The organism is Desulfuribacillus alkaliarsenatis (assembly GCF_001730225.1).
Lineage (GTDB): Bacteria > Bacillota > Bacilli > Desulfuribacillales > Desulfuribacillaceae > Desulfuribacillus > Desulfuribacillus alkaliarsenatis.
The window spans coordinates 51,696-75,761 of the sequence record NZ_MIJE01000031.1 but is presented as its reverse complement, the minus strand read 5'-3'; the positions used below and the strand labels follow the sequence as shown (position 1 = coordinate 75,761).

The window sequence follows — 24,066 nt, the reverse complement described above, 5'->3', positions numbered from 1 at the left end:
TAGTATGATTAATGAAGAACAAACTGATGCCTTAAAAGAATATATGAATCAATTTATCGGTCAGGCTGCTAGCTTGCTTTCGGATATGGTTGATAAAAAAGTTCAGCTAATGATTCCTGATATTAGTCTAGTATATTATCGTGAAGAAATGGACTTTGAAAATATATTGCCTAGATTTTTGCATAGCTATGTAGTTTCTTCATCGATAACCTTTGGTGAACAGTTTTCGGGAGAAGCTAAGTTAATATTTCCTAAGGAAAAAATCAAAGACTTAGTACAGCTATGTCTAGATGAAGAAGATAGCGAGACGGACGAATTAACGGACACAGACTTTGATGCTATTACGGAAATAGGCAATATTATCCTTAACGCAGTAGTGGGTTCTATTGGCAATCTAGTAGAGGTGCGTCTTGATTATACAGTTCCCGAGATTGATGTATTAAATCTACCTAATGATGCAAAGGTATTTGTGTCGGCAGAAAATGTTTATCTTTTAATTATTAGAAACTCATTCACAATAGATGGAGCCAATATAGAGGGTGCGATTATTGTTATGTTAAGCATGGAGTCGATAAATGAATTGGTAGAAAAAATTAATGAGATTTTAGTTGATTACCATGAATAATTTACATTTATCAGCATTGATACTTAATAAAATAAATACAGGAATTATTGTGATAGATGAGCAGCAAAAAATCGTTAGCTGGAATCACTGGTTAGAGAACTATTCAGGAATTTCCGCCCAAGAAGCACTTTATAGGCATGTTCCTGAAATTTTACCAATATTACAAAAACCTTACTATCAGCATCTATTTAAAAATGCAATTGAGAACGGGCAAAGTATGTTTTGTTCAGGTGCAATCCATTCAGTCTTTATTCCTATTAAGCATAAGAAAAACAATGGTGACAGTATAGTTAAGCAGAACATGCTGATTGAGCCTATTGACTTTGAGCAACAGACATATATACTCATACAGATTAATGATATTACAAATCAATATAAGCAAGTACAACTTCTGAAAGAGGAAATAAAAGAACGGAAACGTGTCGAGGAGATAATCCGCAAATCAGAGCTAGAAATGAAGAGGCTACGTGATAAAGCAATTGAGGCGTCAAACGCCAAAACGGATTTTGTAGCAACCATGAGCCATGAGATTCGCACCCCGATGAACGCAATTATTGGCATGGCAGAGCTACTACAAGATACAGAGTTAACAGAAGAACAACTAGAATATGTTAAAATTTTCAACCATGCTGGTGAGAATTTACTTCGTATCATTAACGATATTTTGGACTTTTCTAAAATCGAATCTGGAAAAATGGAAAAAGAAGACGTAGAAATCATGCTTCCTGAATTCCTTGAGGATATAGTATCAATGTACTCTTTCCAGGCATACAAAAAGAATGTAAAGTTTAGTTATAAGGCAAAAACTGACATACCAGCATTTGCATACGGAGACCCAACGCGCTTGCGGCAGATATTAACGAATATACTAGCAAATGCGATTAAGTTCACACACACTGGGGAAATAATTATGGAAGTACGGCATAAGCAAGTAGCAGATAACCAAATTGAACTGCAGTGCCGTATACAAGATACGGGAATTGGTATCCCTAAACATAAGCTACAAGCTATATTTGAGCCATTTTCTCAGGTTGATAGTTCTACTAGTCGTACATATGGTGGAACAGGTTTAGGGCTAACGATTGTCAAGAACTTATTAGAAATGATGAATGGTACTATTGAAGTGGATAGCGATTTAGGCGATGGGACAGTATTCACATTTACGGTCGTACTTAAAGTAAATCCTGGGAGTATGTCAAAAGATATACCTGAACTTAAAATTACTGGCCAGCAAGAAGATAGTAATTGGCAAAATGTTAAGATAAATGGCATGACGAGTTCAAACTTAGAGAAAATAGGTAAAGTAAATGAGCATAAAAAGCGTATATTAGTTGCAGAGGACACACCGGATAATTACAAGTTGATTCAACTATATTTAAAGGATGAAGATTTCATTATTGATATTGCGGAGAATGGCCTGATTGCCGTTGAGCTATTCAAAAAGAATAACTATCATTTAATTATAATGGATATAGAAATGCCAGAACTTGACGGTCTTGAAGCGACACAACAGATTAGACAATGGGAACAGGAAGAGGGTTTAATGGAAACTCCTATTTTAGCTGTTACTGCTCATGCTATATTGAAGTATAGGGTGAAGAGCATAGAGGTAGGCTGCAACCACTACTTAGCAAAACCAATTAAGAAAAAAGAATTTATTGACACAGTACGTGAATTATTGACTTAAAATAGTACCCACCACTAAAAAATTAAAGTGGTGGGTTTGTTTATTCTATAGCTATGCTGTTTTTTAACCGTAATTACGTGCTACAAAGTCCCAATTAACAAGATTCCAAAACGATTCAACATATTTAGGACGGGCATTCCTGTAATCGACATAGTAGGCGTGTTCCCAAACATCACATGTTAATAGTGGTGTCTGATTAGTTGTAAGTGGTGTTTCAGCATTGCTGGTGCTTACTATGGCCAAAGTACCATCAGGGTTCTTAACCAACCATGCCCACCCTGATCCAAAGGTTGTTATAGCAGTTTTACTAAACTGCTCTTTAAAAGCTTCAAAGGAACCGAATGACTTATCAATCGCAGCTGCTAATAAATCCATAGGCTGACCACCACCATTGGGAGCTAAGCAGTTCCAATAAAATGTATGGTTCCATACCTGAGCGGCATTATTGAAAACTCCCCCAGAAGACTTTCTAACAATTTCCTCTAGGTCCATATTCTCAAATTCTGTTCCAGCAATTAAATTATTTAAATTAGTGACATACGTTTGATGGTGCTTGCCATGGTGATATTCAAGTGTTTCTGCCGAAATGTGTGGTTCTAAAGCATTCAAAGCATAAGGTAAATCTGGAAGCTTGTGTTGCATAATATCTCCTCATTTCTTGTAATAATTTAGGTTTTGCCTCTCTATTATGTATAATAAAATAGCTAAATTATACATGTCAAATTATAGAATGCTAATCTTGAAATATTATATTTTTTAATATAGAAGAATTCGTTACAATTATCTTATAAGATAATTGTTAAAAGCGCTTGTTTCTAAAAAGCAATATGGAATAGAAGTAATCCGATAAAATTCATAGGAAAAAAGTTTCATAAATATAGTAGGTCTATAGTATTGCTCAACTACTGTAAAAGTGATAGCATAAGATTGAGAACTAATATGGAATTTCGATGATACATTGGAAGGTGATGGAATGAAATCTGTGCATGACCAATGCAGTGACGCTGTGCAGCAGATAGAACAGCTTATTGCAGAAACGCAGGATGTTTATGGTTCAATTTATTCTAAGCTTCCAATGATTGAGGAAGAAATAGATTTAACTACAAAGGAAGTAGAGATTTTACTAGATTATTTCTTGCATTCTGACGCACCAGTGGTGAATGAAGGTAGAGAAGCACTTCATTTATCGATGGTGCTTAAAAATGTTTTTGATGAGGTAGCAGAAGCAAGTGCGAAAATGTCAAATGAAGATCAGTTTAGAAAGATTATGGAGCGTTTCTTAGCTGAGAGTAGCGCATCAAATATTAGCATTAAAGGATTGATGGACTTAATTCCAGCTATAAAAAATAAGATTGCTGATATTGAACTCATATCTATGAATGCTATCATCTACTCTGCTAAACTCGGTGAACAAGGCAAGGCGTTTGAGGTTATCTCAGATAATATCATGGCAATCTCAAACTGTGTCGCTGCCGATTATGATAGTATTGAGCTTCATGCTCAAGAACTGCAGGACTGGAATAAGCAGTTTGCCAAAAGTCTAGAAGAGATTATCAGCTATCACCGTCGCCTTACTACTGATCATTTAGATCAATTCCAAGCAATTCATACTAAAATATTTCAATCACTAAAGGTCATTCGTGACTTACTATATGGTATTATAAATAGCATACAAGCATCAGTAGAACCTGTATACATATTAATGAATCAAATCCAGGAACAGGATATTATTCAGCAAAGTCTTGAAAACGTTATAGAAATCATTAATCATATAACTGAAAAACAGCTTATAGAGAACGACGATACAAGTAATAGTAATAAACAGCTACTTAATAAGCTAAGTTTTTACCAGCGGGTACTGGGACTGTCTACGGGGCTAGTAGGCAATATAGAAGAACGCCTGCATAAGTCCTTGGTAGAGATTAAACATACTGTCTATGGCGCTAAGGAGCAATTAGATGATATGCTAGAAGAGGGTAGCTATTTAGTGGATATCATAAGTGGGGAACGTGAAGACCAAAAAAATGTAATACAGCATATATTTCAGGATGTAGATAGTTTTTTAGGGGAGTTCAATCAAGAACTACTGCACATATCATTTGAAACCGATACCTTCAAAAATACAGAGAATTCATTCATAAAGCAAATGCGGGGAATTGAGAATAAAATTTCGGGTATTAAAAAAGAGATTAATCAATTAAACAAGTTGAACTTATTAAGTAGAATTGAACTTGCTAGAATCAATGACAGAAACAGCAATTCTTTTGTAAATGAGATAACAAACATTTCTCAAGTAGTTATTGAAGAAGTTAATAAAAACAAAGCATTTGTTGGTCTATTAAGGATTCAATTAGAGGATGATTTATCGGCGTTTATAGAAGCTTTATCGAATAATCAAATGCAAGTCAAACTGATGCAAGAAACAGTAGAAGCAGCTGTTAGTCAAATGGACATGGCAAAAAACTTAGTTGTTGAGGCGATTCAACCAATAGGAATGGCCAGCAAAGGCTTGAGTGAAGAGGTAGCTTATATTATAGAAAAGCTTAACACGGGTGAAATTATGTTTGATTGGATAAAGCGCATTAAAGAACAATTACACTCTGCAGAAATTGATGTATACGAGACACTCTCGCAGGAGCTAGACAAACTTAGTCTCACAGATTGGAACAGCCAGTCTAATGATTTTAATATCATTCTAGAACATTTAACGACTCACTATGAACGCACAGTAGCTAAACTCACCTTAGAGGAGGATGTAGATGTAGGTACTGAAGGTGGAGAATTAACGTTGTTTTAGATAGTTATTAGCAAAGGAGGGTGTACTATGGATGTTCAAATCTTAGAATCAGGTGAAGCTATAATTACACCGCAGGATGACAAAATTATGCTTACTAATGCCGAGGAATTCAAAAAAGCATTAATGTCTGTGTTTAATCAAGGGATATCTCGCGTAGTAATTGATTTACAGAATGTTCATAATATTGATAGTACGGGCCTTGGTAAAATATTAGTATTTAATAAACGCATTCAAGAGAAGAATGGTAGCTTGACTATTAAAAATGTTAATAATGAGCACGTGCGTAATCTATTTCGAATATTGAGATTGCCTGATATTGTAAAAATAGAAGGCATGTAATATACACATAATTATGTGACAATTGCTTCCTATGGGCTTTATAATGATGTCGAGTAGAATTAGCTTACTGAGGAGGTATTGTTATGAGGACAAGGACTGTATTTGGACTTGGAGTAGTGTTTTTACTTACGTTATTGATAGCTGTAGGCTGTAATGATGCAACGGTAGAAAGCCCAACAACAAATGGAGCAGGTGACGAAGCTGATACAGCTGCATTGACTTTAATTGAAGATAATTGTCAGTCGTGCCATACCTTGGACCAGGCATTTAGACCAAGGGCGGAAGGTCAATGGCCTCAGGTGGTTGATAGAATGATAGGCTATAGTCCAGGTCTGTTAGATGATCAAGAGCGGGAAGCTGTTATAGCTTACCTACAGGAGAATCGGAGTAATTAATGCTATCAAGAGAATCTTAATTAATTAATGTTATACAAAAGTAATTGTTGAAGTAATCTTTGAAAAGTGGTCATAGAAGTCATTTTATATAATGGCTTGTGACCACTTTTAATTATTAATTTTTTTGAACGATTTAAAGGAATATTAAACAGTGATGTAGTATACTTATTATATGTATTATCTATACAAGCTATATAAAATCTATACAAGCTATATGAAAATGGGAGCGTGTAAACTATGTTTTTTTCAAAAAAACAAGCTAATCAAGAAAAAAAGCATGTAGACTTTTTCTCGGCAAAGGGATCTAATTTTCGCAGTTCAAGTACTGAAGTGCAAAAGAAGATTGATTTTATTAAGTTAGGGGCATCCCATTCAGACTGCTTGAAACAATTTAAGCCAGTTGTTTTACCACAACTAGATAAAATAGTAGATAAGTTTTATTCTGAGGTACTGCAGATTCCGACTCTTGAAGCGATTATTAAACGTCATAGTTCAGTAGACCGCTTAAGGACAACATTTAAAAAGTATGTTGAAGAACTATTAGCTGCAGATATTAATGAAGGATATATAAAAAGCAAACAATATATTGGAAAGGTTCATGACCGTGTAGAGCTTCGTCCTGAATGGTTTATGGGGGCCTACCATATATTACGGAAATCTTTAATTCCAATTATAGTTGAAGAATTCCAGCATCAGCCCCAGGTATTATCAGATACACTTATTGCCTTGGATGCTATTACTACCTTTGATAACACATTGATGATAGAAGAATATATAGCCAGCTACACATCGCAAATGCTAGAAATAGAGCAGGTTAAAGAAATTCAAATGAAGCTACAAGAAGATAGCCAGAACTTAGCGGCTGCCGCAGAGCAAACTACAGCCTCAGCTAATGAGATGTCTACTACAATGATGGGTATCCGTGAAGAGGCATTAGAGGCAGCTAACTTTGCTACAAAGGTAATGGATCTTGCTAACAAAGGAGAAAAACAAATTCAATCAGTAACTGATGCGATGAAAGAGATTGAAAGCGATTTTACAGAAATGCAGAAAAATGTCGCAGGTTTAAATGAAAGCTCAGAACAGATTGCCAAGATTATTGATACCATTAGCCAGATTGCTTCGCAAACAAATTTATTAGCATTAAATGCATCAATTGAGGCAGCAAGGGCTGGCGAGCATGGACGTGGATTTGCGGTGGTTGCTGAGGAGGTTCGTAAACTCGCAGAAGATACGGATCAAGCCCTTAAGGATATTGCAGATAAAATTAAGAAGTCCCGTACTGATACAAACGAGGTCCTAAGTGCAATGGGGAGGGCGAGCAATTCAGTCGGTGAGGGTGCAGAGACTACAAGCGAGACAATTCAAGGCTTTAGAAATATCGTTGAGTCGGTACAATCCAGTTTAGAAATAACTAAAGGCGTAGCAAACGGTATAGATGTAAATGCAAGCATCGCTGAACAGATTAAGGACGCTTCCGAAAATGTTGCAGTTTTGGCTGAAGGTCTTGCTAACCTAGCTGGAGAGCTTAGCAAGTAAACTAATAGGTTAATAATTTCAAGAGAAGACTATTTATGAGCAACTCAAGCTCATAAATAGCTTTTTCTGTTATAATGGAACCAAAGATTAAGCAGATAAAAACATACATAATCAGATAATAACTTTAGATTGAGGTTATTAGAATTCGGGGAAGGAAGAGCAGTTTATGAGTCACTTTTTTGCATATTTAGCTCGGATGAAGCTAATTAAACGCTGGGGATTGATGCGTAATACACATCCAGAAAATATCCAAGAGCATAGTCTGCAGGTTGCTATGGTTGCACATTCCTTGGCTGTTATCAAGAATAAGCGGTTTGCTGGGCAGTTAAATCCAGAACGAGTGGCTACCTTAGCTATATTTCATGATATTAGCGAAGTAATAACGGGAGATTTGGCTACACCTATTAAATATTTCAACCCGCAAATCAAAAAAGCTTATAAGGATATAGAGCAGGTAGCTAACGAAAAATTATATAAGATGTTACCTGAAGAACTACAGGATGAATATAGTGGTTATATATTTGAAGCGATTGAAGATAAAGAACACTGGTTAATCATAAAAGCAGCAGATAAAATATGTGCATATCTAAAGTGTCTTGAGGAACTGAAGGCTGGCAATGAAGAGTTCTCGCAGGCAGCGAAGGCAATTCGAGCTGAAATTGAAGCAAATAGCCTACCAGAAGTAAAATACTTCGTAGATACTTTTGTAAAAAGCTTCACACTAACATTAGACGAATTGAACTAGGGTAAACTTAGGGAATGGGGGTAGCAATGAACAAGAAAGGTGTATGGCTGAAAGTATCTATAGTAATTGCTCTAGTTGTTGTGCTATCAGTTATTAACATTATGTACATAGATATTTCGCCAGCTAGCTTTAGTGATTGGCTAGCTAATTTTCCAGTATTAGCCCCTGTTATATTCCTTGGCTTATATATTGTAAGGACATTTTTTTTATTTCCTATAACAATTTTTTATATTACTGGTGGAATCGCATTTGGGGCGCTAGAGGCTACATTATATGCAGCAATTGGTGGTACGATAGGCGCAATTATTATGTATGCGCTGTCTCGCTATTTTGATTTTGATGTGTTGCTTAAGAAATACACTGGCAGGCGCATAAAGAATATTCAGGAGCAGTTAGAACAAAACGGTTTTATGTATATTTTTCTTTTAAGAAATGTTCCAATAGCTAACTACGATTTGATTAGCTATGCAGCAGGGGCTTCGTCTGTACCGTTTGGACAGTTTGTTTTAGGTACATTTTTCGGCAGTATACCGATGGCTTACCTGTATGGATATATCGGCTTCAGCTTTGGCCAGGGAGAATACTACCAGGGAATAATAATAACTATTATTGTACTTGTAGCGACGTTAATTTCAGTAAGATATATGAAAAGACAACAAAAAAAGAGGTCAGCAACAAAGGGGTGATAGGATGTCCAATCATCGTATTGATAAAGACGTTATACTAGCAAATATTAAGGACCCAGAATTTTGGAATAACTTATGGCAGCAACAGCTGTTACATGGGAATAGAAAGAAAGCGACTGAGCCAGAAACAATCAAAGCAAACATAGAACGCTGGGAAAAGCGTGCACAGCCATTTGCTAAAAACGTATTAGGCAAAAAGGGCAATTCACGTGTAGAAAAAATAATTAACTGGATGAAAGGTCAAGGAGTGAGTTTAGAAGACATTAGGATTCTTGATATAGGTAGCGGACTTGGATCTTTTACAATTCCATTTGCCACATATGCCAAGGAGGTTGTCGCACTAGAGCCAGTAACGGCGATGACTGATTTCTTGAGACAGGAGATTAAGAATCGCAATATCACTAACATTACTATTGTAGAAGAGCCATGGGAGACGGTATCAATAGAAGATAATGATTGGATTGGTAGTTTTGATTTAGTTTTTGCTTCGATGGTTCCTGGAGTTAATGATATAAGAACAATTGAAAAAGCTATTAATTGTAGTCGGGCCTACTGTTATATCAGTAGCTTTGCAGGTAAGAGAGAATACATAGGATTAAGGGATTTATGGCCGATTTTGTTTGAGCAGGAGCACCCTCCTTTTCACATAGATATCCAGCACCAGTTGAACTTAATATACACCATGGGCTATAATTTCAGCTTTCGTGTATGGGAGGAGCGAAGAGATAATGAGTTTCCTGCAGAGGAGGCAGCTCAAGAATTGTTACATCAATTACAATTGATGGTTGATGACTACCTGTACAATTATGTAGATGAAAATAAACAGGTAATTATGAAAAAGATTGCTGATTATGTAGACAAAAAGACTGTCGCAGGTGTATACAAGCACGAATCCGTAACACGCTTAGGGGCGATTTTAATCAATGTCTAAAGATAAAAAACTGAAAACAGAAATTATCAGGCTCTTGAATGGAGTACATGCAATAGTCGAAAATAAGTATTTTAATGATGGTAGGAATAACTCTGCCTATCTAGTGGGTGGCTTTGTACGTGACTTATTTTTAGAACGGGACAGCATTGATGTAGATATATTAGTACTTAATAATGTAAGGGTGGTCGCCAAAGAATTAGCAGATAGATTTGGAGGCTCTTTTGTGATTCTAGATAGCGTGCATGATGCTTATAGAGTAGTATTCACAACTTATGGTATATCGGTAGATATAGTAGCTCCTAAATGTAAGCAAGCAAAGCTAGAAGCAGATTTGCGGAAGCGTGACTTCACAATTAATGCCCTAGCTATACCACTACAAGCGTTAAAAGAAGCCCAATCAACAACTAAAACCAAGCCAGCCACTGGAACCCAGCCAACCAATGAAACCCAGCTAACAGCAGACATGCTTATGTCTACTCTGAAAGGTAAGACTATAGATATAGTTGATGGCATAAAAGATTTGCAGGCTAGGAAGGTGTCAGTTGTATATGAAGCTGCTTTTGAGGAGGATGCTCTTCGCATACTCCGTGGTGTCCGCTTAGCTACACAGCTAGGGTTTACTATTTCAGATGATACTAAGGAACTGATGAGAAGATATAAGCATCAAGTAAAATATGCTAGTTATGAAAGAATCCGCGCTGAGTTCTGGGCGATTTTGGTTGAACCATGTAGCAATTGGTTGAGTTTTTTAGGTAATGAAATACAGCTTATTCAAGAGCTCATTCCAGAGTTTATGCCAGAGATTATGCAGGAAACCGATTGTAATATGCAGTTAGGATTAAGGCGTGTTGTAGAAATTGAGCGCTCTATAGAAGCTATATCAAAAGTTACAATAGGGCGGAAAACATCAGACTATTTTTATTCTATAGTAGCTGCTGGATATACGAGACTTCCATTGTTAAAGTTTGCGGCATTGCTTTCTGGGTTAGACTATGAACGTGCACGCCCTATTATAAATAGATGGAAGCTTAGTAGCAAAGAAGCTAGTATTATAAAAACGTGGCTAAGTTTTGACGGAAACATTAGGTCTTTTCATGAACTGTACGAGACTTATCAGGCTGAAGCAATAGGCGCTATCATTTTACAAAACGCAATATCAATGCAAGAAAGATTACATATTATTAGTGAGTATGTAGCTTATCTTATCAAGCGCCAACAGCTTACTCAATATATCTCAGGTAAAGAGATTATCGAAGAATTCCATGTGTTGCCAGGTAAGGAAGTTAAGGAATTACTGATGCTGTTAGATCGTCTACAAATGGATGGTATTATTACTTCAAGGGAATCTGCAAGAGACTATCTCGGAAGGCACTTGAACGTCAATTAAGTTGCCCTGGAAGAAGGAAATAAAATGAATCTTGAAGATACAAAAGAAAATCCTCAGGAAAAAGAAGAGGTAAATACAAAAGATCATAGCACAAAATTAGGCACAGAGCCTATAGGTAAGCTCTTATTCCGCCAGTCCTTTCCAGCGATGCTTGGAATTTTAATAATGGGGCTTTATAATGTCGCTGATGCTATTTTTATCAGTAGAGGCGTAGGTTTGCTTGGTTTAGCTGGTGTTACTGTTGCATTTCCGGTAATTGGGGTTTTGATGGCTCTGGCAGGGGGAATCGGGATTGGTGGAGCATCAGTGATTTCACGCAGACTTGGTTCGGGGCTTAATAAAGATGCCAATCTTGCATTTGCAAATGTAATTTCTATTATATGTTTTATAGGCATTTTAGGCCTGTTAGCTGGTCTGTTTTTTGCAGAATCTCTCCTTTTGCTGTTTGGTACATCGGCAGAGATTATGCCCTATGCCGTTGATTATTTACGCGTAATATTGTTAGGGTCGGTGTTCTTTACAGCTGCGATGTCGATTACGAACATCATACGTTCTGAGGGCAACGCGAAAATGGCGATGCTCATTATGCTTAAGGCTTCTGTCTTGAATGTAATTTTGACTCCTATTTTTGTATTTGTCTTGCATTGGGGTGTTAAGGGAGCTGCACTGGCGACTGTGTTATCCCAAATGCTAGCTGTCATCGTTGTCATAGCTTACTTTGCCCTCGGCAAGAGTAGCTTGCAGCTACATGTAGCTAATCTGAAGCTGGATAAGGGACTGCTTAAAGAGATTACTTATGTAGGATCGCCGACATTTGTACGTCAAGTATCAGGAAGTATACTGTTTATTGCTGCAAACTATATGCTACTCTTGCATGGTGGGGACATGGCAGTAGCAATCCTGGGGATAGTCTATCGTGTGTTAATGCTTACGATTATGCCGATATTTGGCATAGCACAGGGAATGCAGCCGATTTTAGGCTATAATTATGGAGCGAATCAGCTAGAACGGGTTAGAGATGTTTTGTCCGAAGCGATGAAATGGGCCAGTATTTTATCGATAACTGTCTTTGTGCTTATTATGCTATTCCCAGAACCACTGATACGAATGTTTTCGAATGAGCCATTCGCAGTAGAGGATGGTAAGACAGCAATGAGAATTATCTTCGCGATGGCCTTTTTGACTGGAGTACAAATGGTAGCTGGGGGTCTTTATCAAGCCTTAGGAATGCCTAAGCAAGCGATGCTTATTTCCTTATCAAGACAAATCATTTTTCTAATTCCGTTTATTCTATTGTTGCCTATTTTTATGGGCTATCAGGGTGTTTGGTGGGCGTTTCCAATTGCAGAGTTTATGGGATTTTTGTTAACGGTATATTTTTTAAATAGAGATCTGCGTATTAGGAGAATCTTGCATACTACATAGACAAACTACACTCAATATTTGAGTTATTTATAACAAATCGTCGCTGGCGATTTGTTTTTTTTACTATTTTTTGTGACCCTTTACTAGTCTGGGCAATAAACTATTTTATATATGAGGGAGTGATTGTGTATGGCTGGTACTATAAAACGTAAAAGTATTATTCCAGGATTCGGACTATCAATGGGATTTACACTGTTTTATTTATGCTTAATTGTACTAATACCTCTATCGGCACTGTTGTTAAAAGCGACTACGTTAAGCTGGGAGCAATTTTGGGTTGTAATATCTGATACTAGGGTACTGGCTGCCTTTAAGATTAGTTTTGGTACAGCTTTTTTTGCGGCGTTGTTTAATGTTTTTTTCGGCTTGCTGGTAGCGTGGGTGCTGGTGCGTTATCAGTTTCCATTTAAGCGGATTGTTGATGGGATTATAGATTTGCCATTTGCTTTGCCCACTGCGGTAGCTGGGATTGCCTTAACAGCAATTTATTCACAAAACGGCTGGATTGGAAAATTGCTTACGCCCTTAGGGATAGACGTTGCATTTACACCTTTAGGGATAACCTTAGCTCTAGTATTTATCGGCTTGCCATTTGTTGTGAGGACTGTACAGCCAGTTTTACAGGAGCTAGAGAAGGATATAGAAGAAGCGGCAATGAGCTTAGGTGCCTACCGCTGGAAGGTATTCCATAGAGTAATTCTACCTGAGCTATCGCCAGCACTTTTGACAGGATTTGCCCTTGCCTTTTCCAGAGGGTTAGGTGAGTATGGATCTGTTGTTTTTATCTCAGGAAATATGCCAATGAAAACAGAGATAGTGCCGTTACTAATTATGACAAAACTAGAGCAATTTGATTATGCAGGGGCTATTGTTATCGCTACTGTAATGCTTGTTATATCTTTCGTATTGCTATTAATCATAAATTACTTACAATGGCGTACTGCCAATAGAATTAACGTAAATTAGAGGAGTGACTCCAATGCAAAATATTACAAGCGAGCCACCCTATATTAAATGGACGCTTATTACAATTGCGCTACTGTTTTTAGGTTTTTTGTTTATCCTGCCTTTAGTATCTATCTTTACAGATGCCTTTCGTAGGGGTATTGATGTATATGTGACTGCAGTAACTGAGCCTGATGCATTAGCAGCAGTGAAGTTAACGCTTATTACAGTTTTAATCGCTGTTCCCTTGAATATGCTCTTTGGAATTGCGGCAGCCTGGTCTATAACAAAGTTTCAATTTAGGGGTAAGAATATTTTGATTTCTTTAATTGATCTACCCTTTGCTGTTTCACCAGTGATTGCTGGTTTTGTGTTTGTGCTGTTATTTGGCGTAGGGGGCTACTTAGGACCCTTACTACTGCAGTATAATATCCAAATTATTTTCGCTGTGCCTGGAATCGTACTAGCGACAATGTTTGTTACACTACCCTTCGTCGCTAGAGAGTTGATTCCGTTGATGCAATCACAGGGTGTTACTGAGGAAGAGGCAGCAATTTGTTTAGGGGCGAATGGCTTGCAAACCTTTTGGAGAGTTACGCTACCTAATATTAAGTGGGGTCTCTTATATGGAGTGATATTATGTAATGCTCGGGCTATGGGTGAATTTGGAGCGGTGTCTGTTGTATCTGGTCATATTCGTGGTTTAACCAATACTTTGCCATTACATGTTGAAATTCTATACAATGAATACCAGTTTGCTGCATCCTTTGCTGTTGCTTCAGTTTTAGTAATGCTGGCGATTCTTACGTTGATTATTAAAGGCATTATAGAGTGGAAGCATGAGAAAGAGCAAGAAAGAATGGGAGCGTGATGAGATGCATGTAATAGTACGTAATCTAAACAAAAAATTTGGGAGTTTTCATGCCGCCAAGGATGTTAGCTTTGATATTAAGAAAGGTAAGCTGATAGGTCTGCTTGGACCTAGTGGTGGTGGTAAAACGACAATCTTAAGGATGCTAGCTGGCCTGGAGATTCCTTGTTCGGGAGATATTTTGTTTCACGGCAAGTCTGTAATTAATAGTGCGCCACAGGAGCGGGGGATTGGCTTTGTTTTTCAGAACTATGCCTTATTTCGTCATATGACCGTATTTCAAAACATAGCCTTTGGATTAACGATTCAGAAAAAAGACAAGAAAACTATAGCGAATAAAGTGAATGCGTTATTAGAGTTGACTGGATTACAGGGGTTGGAAAACCGATATCCCCATCAGCTATCAGGTGGGCAGCGACAGCGTGTAGCCTTCGCAAGGGCGCTAGCACCAGAACCACAGCTGCTGTTGCTAGATGAACCATTTGCTGCAATTGATGCTAAGGTGCGTAAGGAATTACGTACATGGCTGAAAGAAATGATTCAACGCCTGGGTATTACGAGTATTTTCGTTACCCATGACCAAGAGGAGGCCATTGAAATAGCCGATGAAATTATCATTATAAATCAAGGTCGTGTTGAACAGGTCGGAACGCCAATGCAAATATATAAACACCCCAGAAGTGCATTTGTTGCTAATTTTATTGGAGAGTCAAATACTATTAGAAATATAGAAGAGTGGAAAGGTTTTTCTAAGTTTACTGGTCTAGGAGCTGCTATGGTTCGCCCTGAAAACGTAGAAGTGCTAACACACGAGGAAGTTGTTAGGGCAGACACATTGCCTAGGGGGGTCGTTTCGAATGTAATATTTAAGGGTAGTAATTGGCAGGTTGAGGTTAACATCGAAGGGACAACGGTTCTAGCATACCGCCCGTTGGAGAAGAAAGAAATATCTGTAGGGGAAGAGGTAAATGTCGTAATACATCAACTGCATTTCTTTGATGAAGACAAAGCAAACATTGTAAAAACATCATTCAATAAGTCTACCCATAAACCTTTAGCGATATATATTTAAAGGCGGTATATAGCTAGCATAATTAGTAATAATTGGACTATGTGTATTTGGGATTATTTTGATTAAAATTGTAAAAAATAAGCACATGAAAAGATTATCTAAAATCATTAAGTGTTGGTTACTCGTCACTCTATTACTAACTTCTGTTGTAAGTGCCTATGATACTTATACTGTTCAGAAAGGAGATTCACTTTGGAAAATCGCCGTTAGATACCAAATCGGTCTTTCAGAAATCATTGGAGCCAACCCGCAGTTTGAAGACCCGCATTGGATTTATCCAGGTGACACTGTTTATGTACCTAATATCGATGAAATTAAAGGCATTGAACAACAAGTAGTAAATCTCACTAATCAAGAACGTCAAAAACGTGGACTAAAACCGTTACAGGTTGATTGGCAGGTAGCGAGGGTTGCTAGATACAAGTCTATGGATATGAGAGATAAGAATTATTTTGCTCACCAGTCACCAACCTATGGCTCTCCATTCGATATGTTACGGGCATTTAACGTTAGCTATCGAGGAGCAGGTGAGAATATAGCTGCTGGTCAGCGTACGGCCCAAGAGGTAGTTAATAGCTGGATGAACTCGGAAGGTCATCGTCAGAATATACTCAATCCAAACTTTACCCATATCGGTGTAGGTTATGCAGAGGGAAGTAGTTATCGGTTCTATTGGACACAAATGTTTATTACGAAGTAGCTGCAAAGGCAGCTTCTTTGCTTTTGTAAATAAAAAAGCGACCCTTACAGTTGAGTAAGGGTCAAGAGAGGATAGAGGATAGTTAAAACCAAAATTTGGTGAAATGCGATTGTTATACGGATTCAGTTTTTCCGTTTTTAGAGATTATGTTTAAGCGATCTGCTAAACCTAATCCCATAGAGCTTAAGTTGTTAGCGTACGCTGATGAGCCATGCTCGGCGAAGTCAAGTCCTTGGACCTCTTCTTCAGCAGATACTCTGATAGATGTAATGCGTGTTAGGACGAATAGGAATGCGCCCATTGCTACAAACACCCAAGCAAGTACTGCGACAACACCTATAACTTGTGTAATTAGCTGCCCTGCTCCGCCGCCGTAGAATAATCCGACGTCTGTAGCGAATAAACCTACTGCAATCGTACCCCACACACCATTTACTCCATGGACTGCGATAGCACCGACGGGATCATCTAAACGTAATCCGCGATCGATAATTTCCACAGCTATTACTAGAATGAAGCCAGCGATTAAACCAACAATTAAAGCTCCAAGTGGAGAAATCACGTCAGGTCCAGCTGTGATACCGACAAGACCAGCTAAAGCACCGTTAAAGGTAAGAGAAGCGTCAACTTTTTTGTATTTTGCTAAGGATAACAGAGCTGCTCCGATTACACCTGCAGATGCTGCAAGTAGTGTGGTTACAGCTACGTGTACCATTTCATTTACTTCAAAGGCTAAAGCACTTCCAGTATTAAAACCAAACCATCCAAACCATAGTAGGAATACACCTAAGGCACCTAAAGGTAGGTTGTGACCAGGGATAGTGTTAACTTTTTTGCCATCATATTTACCGATACGGGCGCCTAAGAATAATACTGCTATAATCGCACCCCAAGCACCTACGGAGTGAACAACAGTTGAGCCAGCATAGTCAGCAAAACCTAAACCTACTAACCAACCATTATCGTCCCACATCCAGTGCCCAGCAACTGGATAAACAATCGCCGTCATAAATGCTACGATAATTACAAAACTACTTAACTTAATACGTTCAGCAACAGCACCTGAGATGATTGTTGCTGCAGTAGCAGCAAAGACTGCGTCAAACAAGAAATCAGCTAATTCATCGTGTGCTCCCATTAGGAAAAATCCGTTAAAGCTTGTAAAACCAGCATAAGAAGCACCGTACATTAAGCTGTATCCTACAAAGAAATATGCAACAACACCGACTGACATTGAGAAGAAATTTTTAAGTAGTATATTAAGGGCGTTCTTAGATCTTGTAAAACCAGTTTCTAACATTGCGAACCCTGCATGCATGATAAACACTAGAAATGCACTTAGTAAGATAACGTAGACATCTAAATCAGCTATAAGTCCTTCAATAGTATATTCAGATTCTGCTGCTGCAGGAGAGGCTAAAAACAAAGTGACAAGGGCAAAGGTTATAAGTATAATTCTTGCTTTACTTTTCAATTTAATCATTCCTTTCCGATTTTCTTTCGCTATAAAGTTAAATTGCTTGTGTGCCTTCGTCACCTGTGCGGATTCGAATAACGTTCTCCAGAGGATAAACAAAAATCTTTCCGTCTCCGACTTTTCCAGTGTTACAGGTCTTCTTGATGATGCCTATGATAGTTTCATAATCTTCATTTGTAGTAACGAGTTCAACTTTGATTTTAGGTAATAGGGTTACATCGTAAACATTACCTCTGTAAACACCTGTCTTACCTTTTTGCAAACCGTAACCAGCGACCTCTGTTACAGTTAGACCCTTAATCCCTGCGCTATGAAGTTGTTTGTGGAGCTCAGGGAACTGCTCTGGACGAATAATCGTTTCAATTTTTTTCATGTTTTCAACCCCTTTGCGTAATAATACCTAACATTAGATGTAAGATGTTTGGTATAGTTGTAATAATAAAGCATAAAAAAGCAAAAAGCAAGAGTTTTTTTGAAAAAAGTTAAAAATAATGTCAGGAAAGCTAACATGAGCAAAACTGACACGGAACTTTTACCTTTGTGATATAATGGATTAAATTACATATGAAAGTATGGAAATAGCTAGCTTGCATACCCTATGGTATAGTGTTGTTTTGTGGGGTGATTAGAAAATGAAGGTAGTTAGCTTTAAAAAGTTAACGGTGAATGATATAGCGAAAGTACGGGAGCTTTTTTTTGCTTGTAATGATTATTTCCAATTGATTGATGGAGTTACTGTTTGTGGTTGTCGTGCAGGTGTAGAGTTTGAGCTTACATTGGCTAAACCGCATGGACGTGTATATGGTATATATCACAAAGAAATATTGGTTGGTGTGTTTTTTATAATTGGAAACTATCCTAAGGAAGGTCAACTTAATGTCTCGCTCCTATTGGTGCATCCTGAGTACAGAAGCAGCGGTATAGGAGTAGAGGTTGTCAGATTTATAGAAGATAAAGCAGTTGAATTAGGGTTGTACACCCTTATAATAGGAGTAGATGAAATTAATAAGCGAGCTATTCAATTTTGGAAAAGCCACGGATTTCAGGAAACTGGTGAACAAAAATTGTACCACCATGTGATGCGTGCGGGGAATATCTTATATTTAGAAAAGGTGCTGGCAGACTAATGGATTTAACGTCGACTATAACATGGGTTATATCTGCAGTTTTTTCAATTTCTATAATATTTATTGCAATTGTAATTGTCCTTGAAAATCGTAACCCGTCCAAAACGGTTACTTGGCTTACAGTCTTATATTTGCTCCCTGTAGTTGGATTTGTTTTTTACATATTCTTTGGACGCAATTTTCGGAAGAAACGCAGGGTTAAGCAAAAGGAAATGATTAAGCCCATTGGTGACGTCAATGCGATTATAGATACACAAAAGCAGATACTAAAGGATAAAGAAACATTTTTAGACGAGAAATATTATTCAAAAAAGCGTATTATGAAGCTGTTATTACAGAGTAATCAGTCACCTTTTACGACTAATAACCGTGCTAAAGTTTTAACCAATGGCTTTGAGAAGTTTAGTGCTGTGTTTAAAGCTATTGATAAAGCGACAGATCATATTCATGTAGAGTACTTTATTATTAGAAATGACCGTATTGGTCATGCCTTTAAGCAAAAACTATTGAAAAAAGCTAAAGAAGGTGTAAAGGTACGGGTCATTTATGATGGTGTTGGTAGCTGGAAGGTAGATTTTCAACCAAAGTTCTTTAAAGAATTAAAAGAAGCTGGTGGAGAAGTACATTGCTTTGTGCCAATTCGCGTACCGTTTCTAAATAGTAGAATGAATTATCGGAACCATCGTAAGATTATAGTTGTCGATGGGAAGGTTGGTTTTGTTGGTGGCATTAACATTAGTGATAACTATTTAGGTAAGGGCAAGGTGTTTAGCTTTTGGCGCGATACCCATCTGCAGCTTGAAGGGGATGCTGTCTACTTCTTACAGAAAATATTTATTAATGACTGGCACTTTGTCAGTAATGAGAATTTAAATGCAGATCGCTATTTTCCAACCCATACTTTTGGTGGAAGTGGAGAACAGCTAGTGCAAATAGCTGCCAGTGGCCCTGACTCTGAGTGGGATACGATAATGCAGCTTTATTATCTAACGATGGCAACGGCCCAGGATTCTATACATATTACATCGCCATATTTCATTCCAGACGACAGTATTATTATGGCACTAAAAACTGCTGCTCTAAGTGGTGTAGATGTACGTATTATTATTCCTGATGTACCTGACTACTATATTGTGTACTGGGCAACACAATCCTATTTAGAGGAGCTCTTAGAAGCGGGAGTAAAAATTTATCAGTATCAAAAGGGTTTTATCCATGCAAAGCTATTAATAGTTGACGGTGTTATAGCGTCAATTGGCTCTGCTAATATGGATATTAGGAGCTTTCAATTGAACTATGAGGTAAATGCACTTATATACAACGAAGAGACCGTGAAGCGCTTAGAGGCAGATTTCCAACAGGATTTAAAGGAATGTCGACTAATAACCTATGAGGAGTTTATTAAGCGTCCACTAACTAACAAAATAAAGGAATCAGGTGCAAGGCTGTTATCTCCATTATTGTAAAAGCATATATTAGCTAAAGGCACAAGATGCTAAATGCTAAACGAAGCTAAAAAAGCTAAACATGTATTCTGAATAGATAAGATTTAGGAGGTGCATCCCGATGGGAAAGGCTGAACTAACAAGGCCTATTAGTGCTAAAGATGTAGAAGAGGTTACAGGAATCGAAGTGGACTTAAGGGACTTTTCTGTCGCAGATAGCAGTGATGTTTTAGATGTTGGGGCTGGAGGAGAGGCAGTTATATTCCGTAGCATCAGAAAAGACATCTTTGGACTAGAAGCAGCAGAAGAAGAAATAGATGCTACTAAAGAGAAGGGTATCGAAGATGCAGTTGGTGCGAAGATTCATTGGATTCAAGGCGATGCGAGGGAAATGCCTCTAGATGATGAAAGCTTCGATGTCGTAACGAGTTTTTTCACCTGTATGTATTTACGGGAGCAAGAAAGCAAGCAGCAATTTTTTAATGAATGCTTTAGGGTTTTAAGAAGTGGCGGAGAGGTGCATCTCTGGGATTTTTCAATAAAGACAGATAAGCAAGTGTTTGTTGGAAAGTTAAAGATTTTCTTGCCAGATAATGAAGTAGTTAATGCTTCCTATGGTTTAGGGGGGGAGTCTAAAGAGCAAACCCTTGAAGCGATAATAGATTATGCAACAAAAGCAGGCTTTGTATGTGAAAAACAAGAACTTAAATGTCCGTCCTTTTATATAAAGTTTAAGAAGCCATAAGACGATATAAAACATAAATAAGAGACACAACGAACGAATACAACAAACGAACACAATTAACGAACACAATTTGAGGATAGGGGGGATTTTTATGAAGTCTGCAGGTATAATTGATTTAAGCTCTATTAAAAAATTAGATAAAATATCAGAAGATGAGTACAAAGATAGACTATCTGAATTACAATTTGAAATACTTAAATATCAAATTCGGTTCCTTGAAGACAAGATACCAGTGGTATTGGTGTTTGAAGGCTGGGATGCAGCAGGTAAAGGTGGGGTTATTAAACGCATAACTGAAAAGCTTGATCCAAGGATGTATGATGTACATCCAATAGGCCCTCCAACTCCTACGGAATTAAAACATCACTATATGCGCAGGTTCTGGATACGCCTGCCTATGTATGGGGAGTTAGGGATATTTGATAGAAGCTGGTATGGGCGCGTACTGGTTGAACGTGTTGAACAGTTGTGCGCCAAGCATGAATGGGAGCAGGCGTACGAAGAAATTAACGATTTTGAAAAAAAGCTAGCAAATAATGGTTTCCTAGTGGTTAAATTCTTCTTGCATATAACAAAGGATGAGCAATATAAACGTTTAAAAGATCGTGAGACTCATACCTATAAACGTTGGAAATTGAGTGATGACGATTGGCGCAATCGGGACAAGTGGGATGATTATGAAGTAGCTATTAATGATCTGTTAGAGAAGACAACAACTGATGTAGCGCCTTGGCATGTAATCCACTTTGAGCAGAAAAAAGCAGGTAGAATTAAGGTGATGGAAATCATGCTAGAAAGCTACAAAAAATATTACAAAAAACATCACGGAAAAAGAGGGGAATAGCATAATGAATAGAAAGCGCTGGATTGCCGTAGCGGTATTCGTGGCTTTGCTATTTGTGCAAATGGCAGCAACTCCGCCGGCAGCTACAGATTGGAGAAAAGCAGGTACGGATTGGATGGTAGAAGTTTATCAGGATGGAGGAGCTGATCAAATTGCTCTTCTGGAATTAAAAGGGGAAATCATTGATGGTGCTAATGCTGGTTTATTTTCAATTCCAGTGTATAACCATCAAAACTTTTTAAGTCAGCTTGAGCACGCTTTTGCTAGCCCTGAGGTTAAAGGTATTGTTATGCATGTAAACTCACCAGGTGGTGGGGTGTTTGAAAGTGATGAAATTCATCAAGAGATTGTGCGGTTGAAGGAAGAGTATAATAAGCCGTTTGTTGTCTATATGGGCAGGGTAGCAGCATCTGGGGGCTATTATATATCTGCTCCAGCTGATAAGATATTTGCTAATCGGAATACCCTAACTGGATCAATTGGTGTAATTATTAGTGGTTTGAATATTAAAGAATTAATGGACAACTATGGGGTGAAGGATCAGACATTTACTAGCGGTCCGAACAAAGCTTTAATGTCGCCATATGACGATATGACAGATGAACAGAACGCGATTGTTCAATCTATAGTTGATGAGAGCTATCAGTTTTTCGTAGATGTAATTGTTGCAGGAAGGGGCTTGGAGCGTGAAAGGGTGTTAGAAATTGCCGATGGCAGAATCTATACAGGCTCACAAGCGCAGCAGGTAGGCTTAGTCGATGAACTAGGTATCTTGGAAGATGCTATTGAAGAAGTAGCTACAATGGCTGGCGTAGTGGATCCAACTGTAATTACCTTTACTGTAGATGAGTGGGCTCAGTTTCGAAAAATGTTTTATAGCTCCCCGAGTCTAAGCACATTGTTCAGAGGAATAAATCCTATGGAACAGCTAGCGCCGTTAACTAATCAACCATCATTGCTGTATTTATGGCATTGGTAGAGGAGTGTGGATGAGATTAGCAGCGTATTAACAGAAGTAGAAGCACATGAGAATAAGGAACTTGAAGATAAGCACCTGCGAAAAGTAAAATATAGAACGGCAGGCTTTTGGGTTCGGTTTTTAGCATATATAGTTGACCTGATAAGTATTGGAGCTCTAAGTGCCATATTCCTAAGTATCCTCTTTAGGTTAATTGAATTACCAACGGCTATAACCCAATGGATGACTATTGGATTTGCAACGGTAGGTCTAATTGGATTTGTCTATTTTACAGTTATGACTCGCTATTGGTCGCAAACATTGGGGAAGATGATAATGGGTATACGTGTAGTAAAGCGCGACGGCGAATATTTAGATTGGATAACGGTGCTTATTCGCGAAATCCCAGGGCGAGCAATTTCGCAGCTATTAGGAAGTCATATTGGTTATCTTTGGGTCGCTTTTCATCCCAAGAAGCTGAGCTGGCATGATATGTTTTGTGACACATATGTAGTTCATGTACACGAAATAGAAAAGCAAAGATGGGTTAACATTTTACCTATTTCTTCCGATAACTAAGTAACACATTAAGGAAGGGAGAGGTCAAGGATGAATATACCTCCAGTTCAAGCGTCAGTTCAAAGCTACAAACCTATTGAAAAGGATGTCAGTAATAAAGGTAAGCAAGCTAACACCTCAGAGAAAAAAGCACAAGCAACAGCAGCTCAAGCTAAGCAAACGCCAGCAGCAGTCTATACTCCGTCCAATGCGGACGGTGCTAAGAAGGCAACTTATGATAAGCCAAAATCACAGGCAGATATGGTTGAGCCAGATTATAAGACTATTGATAAGCTCAGAGCTGAAAGTGAGAAAGCATATAGTCAACTACGTAACTTAGTAGAAAAGATGTTATTAAAGCAGGGATATACCCTAGAGCAATTGTTTGGTAAGGAAATCAATTCTGAGTATATTGAAGTAGATGACGAAACCCGTGCAGAAGCGGCCGCATTAATTGCAGATGACGGTCCCTTGGGAGCAGAAGCGGTCAGTGATCGAATAGTAGAATTCGCAATTGCAATTTCTGGTGGCGATACGACCAAGTTTGAAATGCTTCGAGGAGCAATTCAGGCAGGATTTAATGAAGCAGAGAGAATGTTAGGTGGACAATTGCCAGATGTATCTAAGAAAACACATAAGCTAGTTATGGAGAAGCTTGATGCCTGGTACCAAGACTCTAAAACTAGCATAGACGCTTAATTTTCAATTAAATATCACTTATCAGAGCCTCCTTGAATAATATGCCTAGAAAGCATAAGTTCAAGGAGG

At 38.0% G+C, this 24,066-nt stretch carries 25 protein-coding genes; 22 read left to right on the top strand and 3 right to left on the bottom strand.

Annotated features, from left to right (window positions below):
• The first annotated feature begins 4 nt into the window (after positions 1-4).
• Entirely contained in the window at positions 5-625 is a 621-nt protein-coding gene (locus tag BHF68_RS10105; RefSeq protein ID WP_069643533.1) for a hypothetical protein, read from the top strand.
• Positions 618-2,312, top strand: a complete 1,695-nt coding sequence (locus BHF68_RS10100; RefSeq protein ID WP_141706266.1) for an ATP-binding protein — start codon at positions 618-620, stop codon at positions 2,310-2,312. Before BHF68_RS10105 ends, BHF68_RS10100 begins: the two co-directional genes overlap by 8 nt.
• Positions 2,313-2,375: 63 nt before the next feature.
• On the opposite strand, the gene sodB is transcribed toward BHF68_RS10100, so the two are convergent.
• Positions 2,376-2,954, bottom strand: coding sequence for a superoxide dismutase [Fe] (gene sodB, locus BHF68_RS10095; protein WP_069643531.1), 579 nt, complete (start codon positions 2,952-2,954; stop codon positions 2,376-2,378).
• Positions 2,955-3,285: 331 nt separating this feature from the next.
• On the opposite strand from sodB, the gene BHF68_RS10090 reads away from it, so the two are divergent.
• The 13 genes from BHF68_RS10090 (at position 3,286) to safA (ending at position 16,144) form a co-directional block, all read left to right on the top strand.
• Complete coding sequence (locus BHF68_RS10090; RefSeq protein WP_069643530.1) at positions 3,286-5,109, top strand: hypothetical protein; 1,824 nt, start codon at positions 3,286-3,288, stop codon at positions 5,107-5,109.
• 27 nt (positions 5,110-5,136) lie between these two features.
• Positions 5,137-5,448: an STAS domain-containing protein gene (locus BHF68_RS10085; protein WP_069643529.1), complete on the top strand. Its 312-nt coding sequence runs from the start codon at positions 5,137-5,139 to the stop codon at positions 5,446-5,448.
• Between the two features lie 83 nt (positions 5,449-5,531).
• Positions 5,532-5,843: a c-type cytochrome gene (locus tag BHF68_RS10080; protein ID WP_069643528.1), complete on the top strand. Its 312-nt coding sequence runs from the start codon at positions 5,532-5,534 to the stop codon at positions 5,841-5,843.
• 237 nt (positions 5,844-6,080) lie between these two features.
• The gene (locus BHF68_RS10075; RefSeq protein ID WP_069643527.1) at positions 6,081-7,382 is read left to right on the top strand and encodes a globin-coupled sensor protein; all 1,302 of its coding nucleotides are present in this window, start codon (positions 6,081-6,083) and stop codon (positions 7,380-7,382) included.
• A gap of 166 nt (positions 7,383-7,548) precedes the next feature.
• The gene (gene yfbR, locus BHF68_RS10070; protein ID WP_069643526.1) at positions 7,549-8,127 is read left to right on the top strand and encodes a 5'-deoxynucleotidase; all 579 of its coding nucleotides are present in this window, start codon (positions 7,549-7,551) and stop codon (positions 8,125-8,127) included.
• Between the two features lie 26 nt (positions 8,128-8,153).
• A complete protein-coding gene (locus tag BHF68_RS10065; protein WP_069643525.1) occupies positions 8,154-8,813 on the top strand; it encodes a TVP38/TMEM64 family protein in 660 nt (219 codons plus the stop codon).
• A gap of 4 nt (positions 8,814-8,817) precedes the next feature.
• Entirely contained in the window at positions 8,818-9,744 is a 927-nt protein-coding gene (locus BHF68_RS10060; RefSeq protein WP_069643524.1) for a class I SAM-dependent methyltransferase, read from the top strand.
• Positions 9,737-11,131 (top strand): tRNA nucleotidyltransferase/poly(A) polymerase-related protein, encoded by a 1,395-nt coding sequence (locus BHF68_RS10055; RefSeq protein ID WP_069643523.1) that lies wholly within the window; start codon positions 9,737-9,739, stop codon positions 11,129-11,131. Before BHF68_RS10060 ends, BHF68_RS10055 begins: the two co-directional genes overlap by 8 nt.
• Positions 11,132-11,155: 24 nt before the next feature.
• Complete coding sequence (locus BHF68_RS10050; RefSeq protein WP_069643522.1) at positions 11,156-12,556, top strand: MATE family efflux transporter; 1,401 nt, start codon at positions 11,156-11,158, stop codon at positions 12,554-12,556.
• A 129-nt stretch (positions 12,557-12,685) separates the two neighbouring features.
• Positions 12,686-13,522, top strand: coding sequence for a sulfate ABC transporter permease subunit CysT (gene cysT, locus BHF68_RS10045; protein WP_069643521.1), 837 nt, complete (start codon positions 12,686-12,688; stop codon positions 13,520-13,522).
• A gap of 13 nt (positions 13,523-13,535) precedes the next feature.
• The gene (gene cysW, locus BHF68_RS10040; RefSeq protein WP_069643520.1) at positions 13,536-14,372 is read left to right on the top strand and encodes a sulfate ABC transporter permease subunit CysW; all 837 of its coding nucleotides are present in this window, start codon (positions 13,536-13,538) and stop codon (positions 14,370-14,372) included.
• A gap of 4 nt (positions 14,373-14,376) precedes the next feature.
• Positions 14,377-15,444 carry a sulfate/molybdate ABC transporter ATP-binding protein gene (locus BHF68_RS10035; RefSeq protein WP_069643519.1) on the top strand — a complete coding sequence of 356 codons (1,068 nt, stop codon included), beginning with the start codon at positions 14,377-14,379 and terminating at the stop codon, positions 15,442-15,444.
• 85 nt (positions 15,445-15,529) lie between these two features.
• Positions 15,530-16,144, top strand: coding sequence for a SafA/ExsA family spore coat assembly protein (gene safA / locus BHF68_RS10030; RefSeq protein WP_069643655.1), 615 nt, complete (start codon positions 15,530-15,532; stop codon positions 16,142-16,144).
• Between the two features lie 112 nt (positions 16,145-16,256).
• Here safA and BHF68_RS10025 read toward each other — a convergent pair whose 3' ends face one another.
• Both BHF68_RS10025 and BHF68_RS10020 read right to left on the bottom strand, forming a co-directional pair.
• Positions 16,257-17,627 (bottom strand): ammonium transporter, encoded by a 1,371-nt coding sequence (locus BHF68_RS10025; RefSeq protein ID WP_069643654.1) that lies wholly within the window; start codon positions 17,625-17,627, stop codon positions 16,257-16,259.
• A 28-nt stretch (positions 17,628-17,655) separates the two neighbouring features.
• Positions 17,656-17,994: a P-II family nitrogen regulator gene (locus BHF68_RS10020; RefSeq protein WP_069643518.1), complete on the bottom strand. Its 339-nt coding sequence runs from the start codon at positions 17,992-17,994 to the stop codon at positions 17,656-17,658.
• A gap of 259 nt (positions 17,995-18,253) precedes the next feature.
• Here BHF68_RS10020 and BHF68_RS10015 point away from each other — a divergent pair, with 259 nt between their 5' ends.
• The 7 genes from BHF68_RS10015 (at position 18,254) to BHF68_RS09985 (ending at position 23,997) form a co-directional block, all read left to right on the top strand.
• Entirely contained in the window at positions 18,254-18,748 is a 495-nt protein-coding gene (locus BHF68_RS10015; protein WP_069643517.1) for a GNAT family N-acetyltransferase, read from the top strand.
• Positions 18,748-20,214 carry a cardiolipin synthase gene (cls, locus tag BHF68_RS10010; protein ID WP_069643516.1) on the top strand — a complete coding sequence of 489 codons (1,467 nt, stop codon included), beginning with the start codon at positions 18,748-18,750 and terminating at the stop codon, positions 20,212-20,214. The genes BHF68_RS10015 and cls overlap by 1 nt, the downstream gene beginning before the upstream one ends.
• 100 nt (positions 20,215-20,314) lie before the next feature.
• Positions 20,315-20,938: a class I SAM-dependent methyltransferase gene (locus tag BHF68_RS10005; RefSeq protein ID WP_069643515.1), complete on the top strand. Its 624-nt coding sequence runs from the start codon at positions 20,315-20,317 to the stop codon at positions 20,936-20,938.
• 91 nt (positions 20,939-21,029) lie between these two features.
• Entirely contained in the window at positions 21,030-21,782 is a 753-nt protein-coding gene (locus BHF68_RS10000) for a polyphosphate kinase 2 family protein (protein WP_069643514.1), read from the top strand.
• Between the two features lie 4 nt (positions 21,783-21,786).
• Positions 21,787-22,761 carry a signal peptide peptidase SppA gene (sppA, locus tag BHF68_RS09995; RefSeq protein WP_069643513.1) on the top strand — a complete coding sequence of 325 codons (975 nt, stop codon included), beginning with the start codon at positions 21,787-21,789 and terminating at the stop codon, positions 22,759-22,761.
• Between the two features lie 6 nt (positions 22,762-22,767).
• Complete coding sequence (locus BHF68_RS09990) at positions 22,768-23,319, top strand: RDD family protein (protein WP_245669663.1); 552 nt, start codon at positions 22,768-22,770, stop codon at positions 23,317-23,319.
• 30 nt (positions 23,320-23,349) lie between these two features.
• Positions 23,350-23,997 carry a hypothetical protein gene (locus BHF68_RS09985; RefSeq protein ID WP_069643512.1) on the top strand — a complete coding sequence of 216 codons (648 nt, stop codon included), beginning with the start codon at positions 23,350-23,352 and terminating at the stop codon, positions 23,995-23,997.
• Positions 23,998-24,066: the final 69 nt, after the last annotated feature.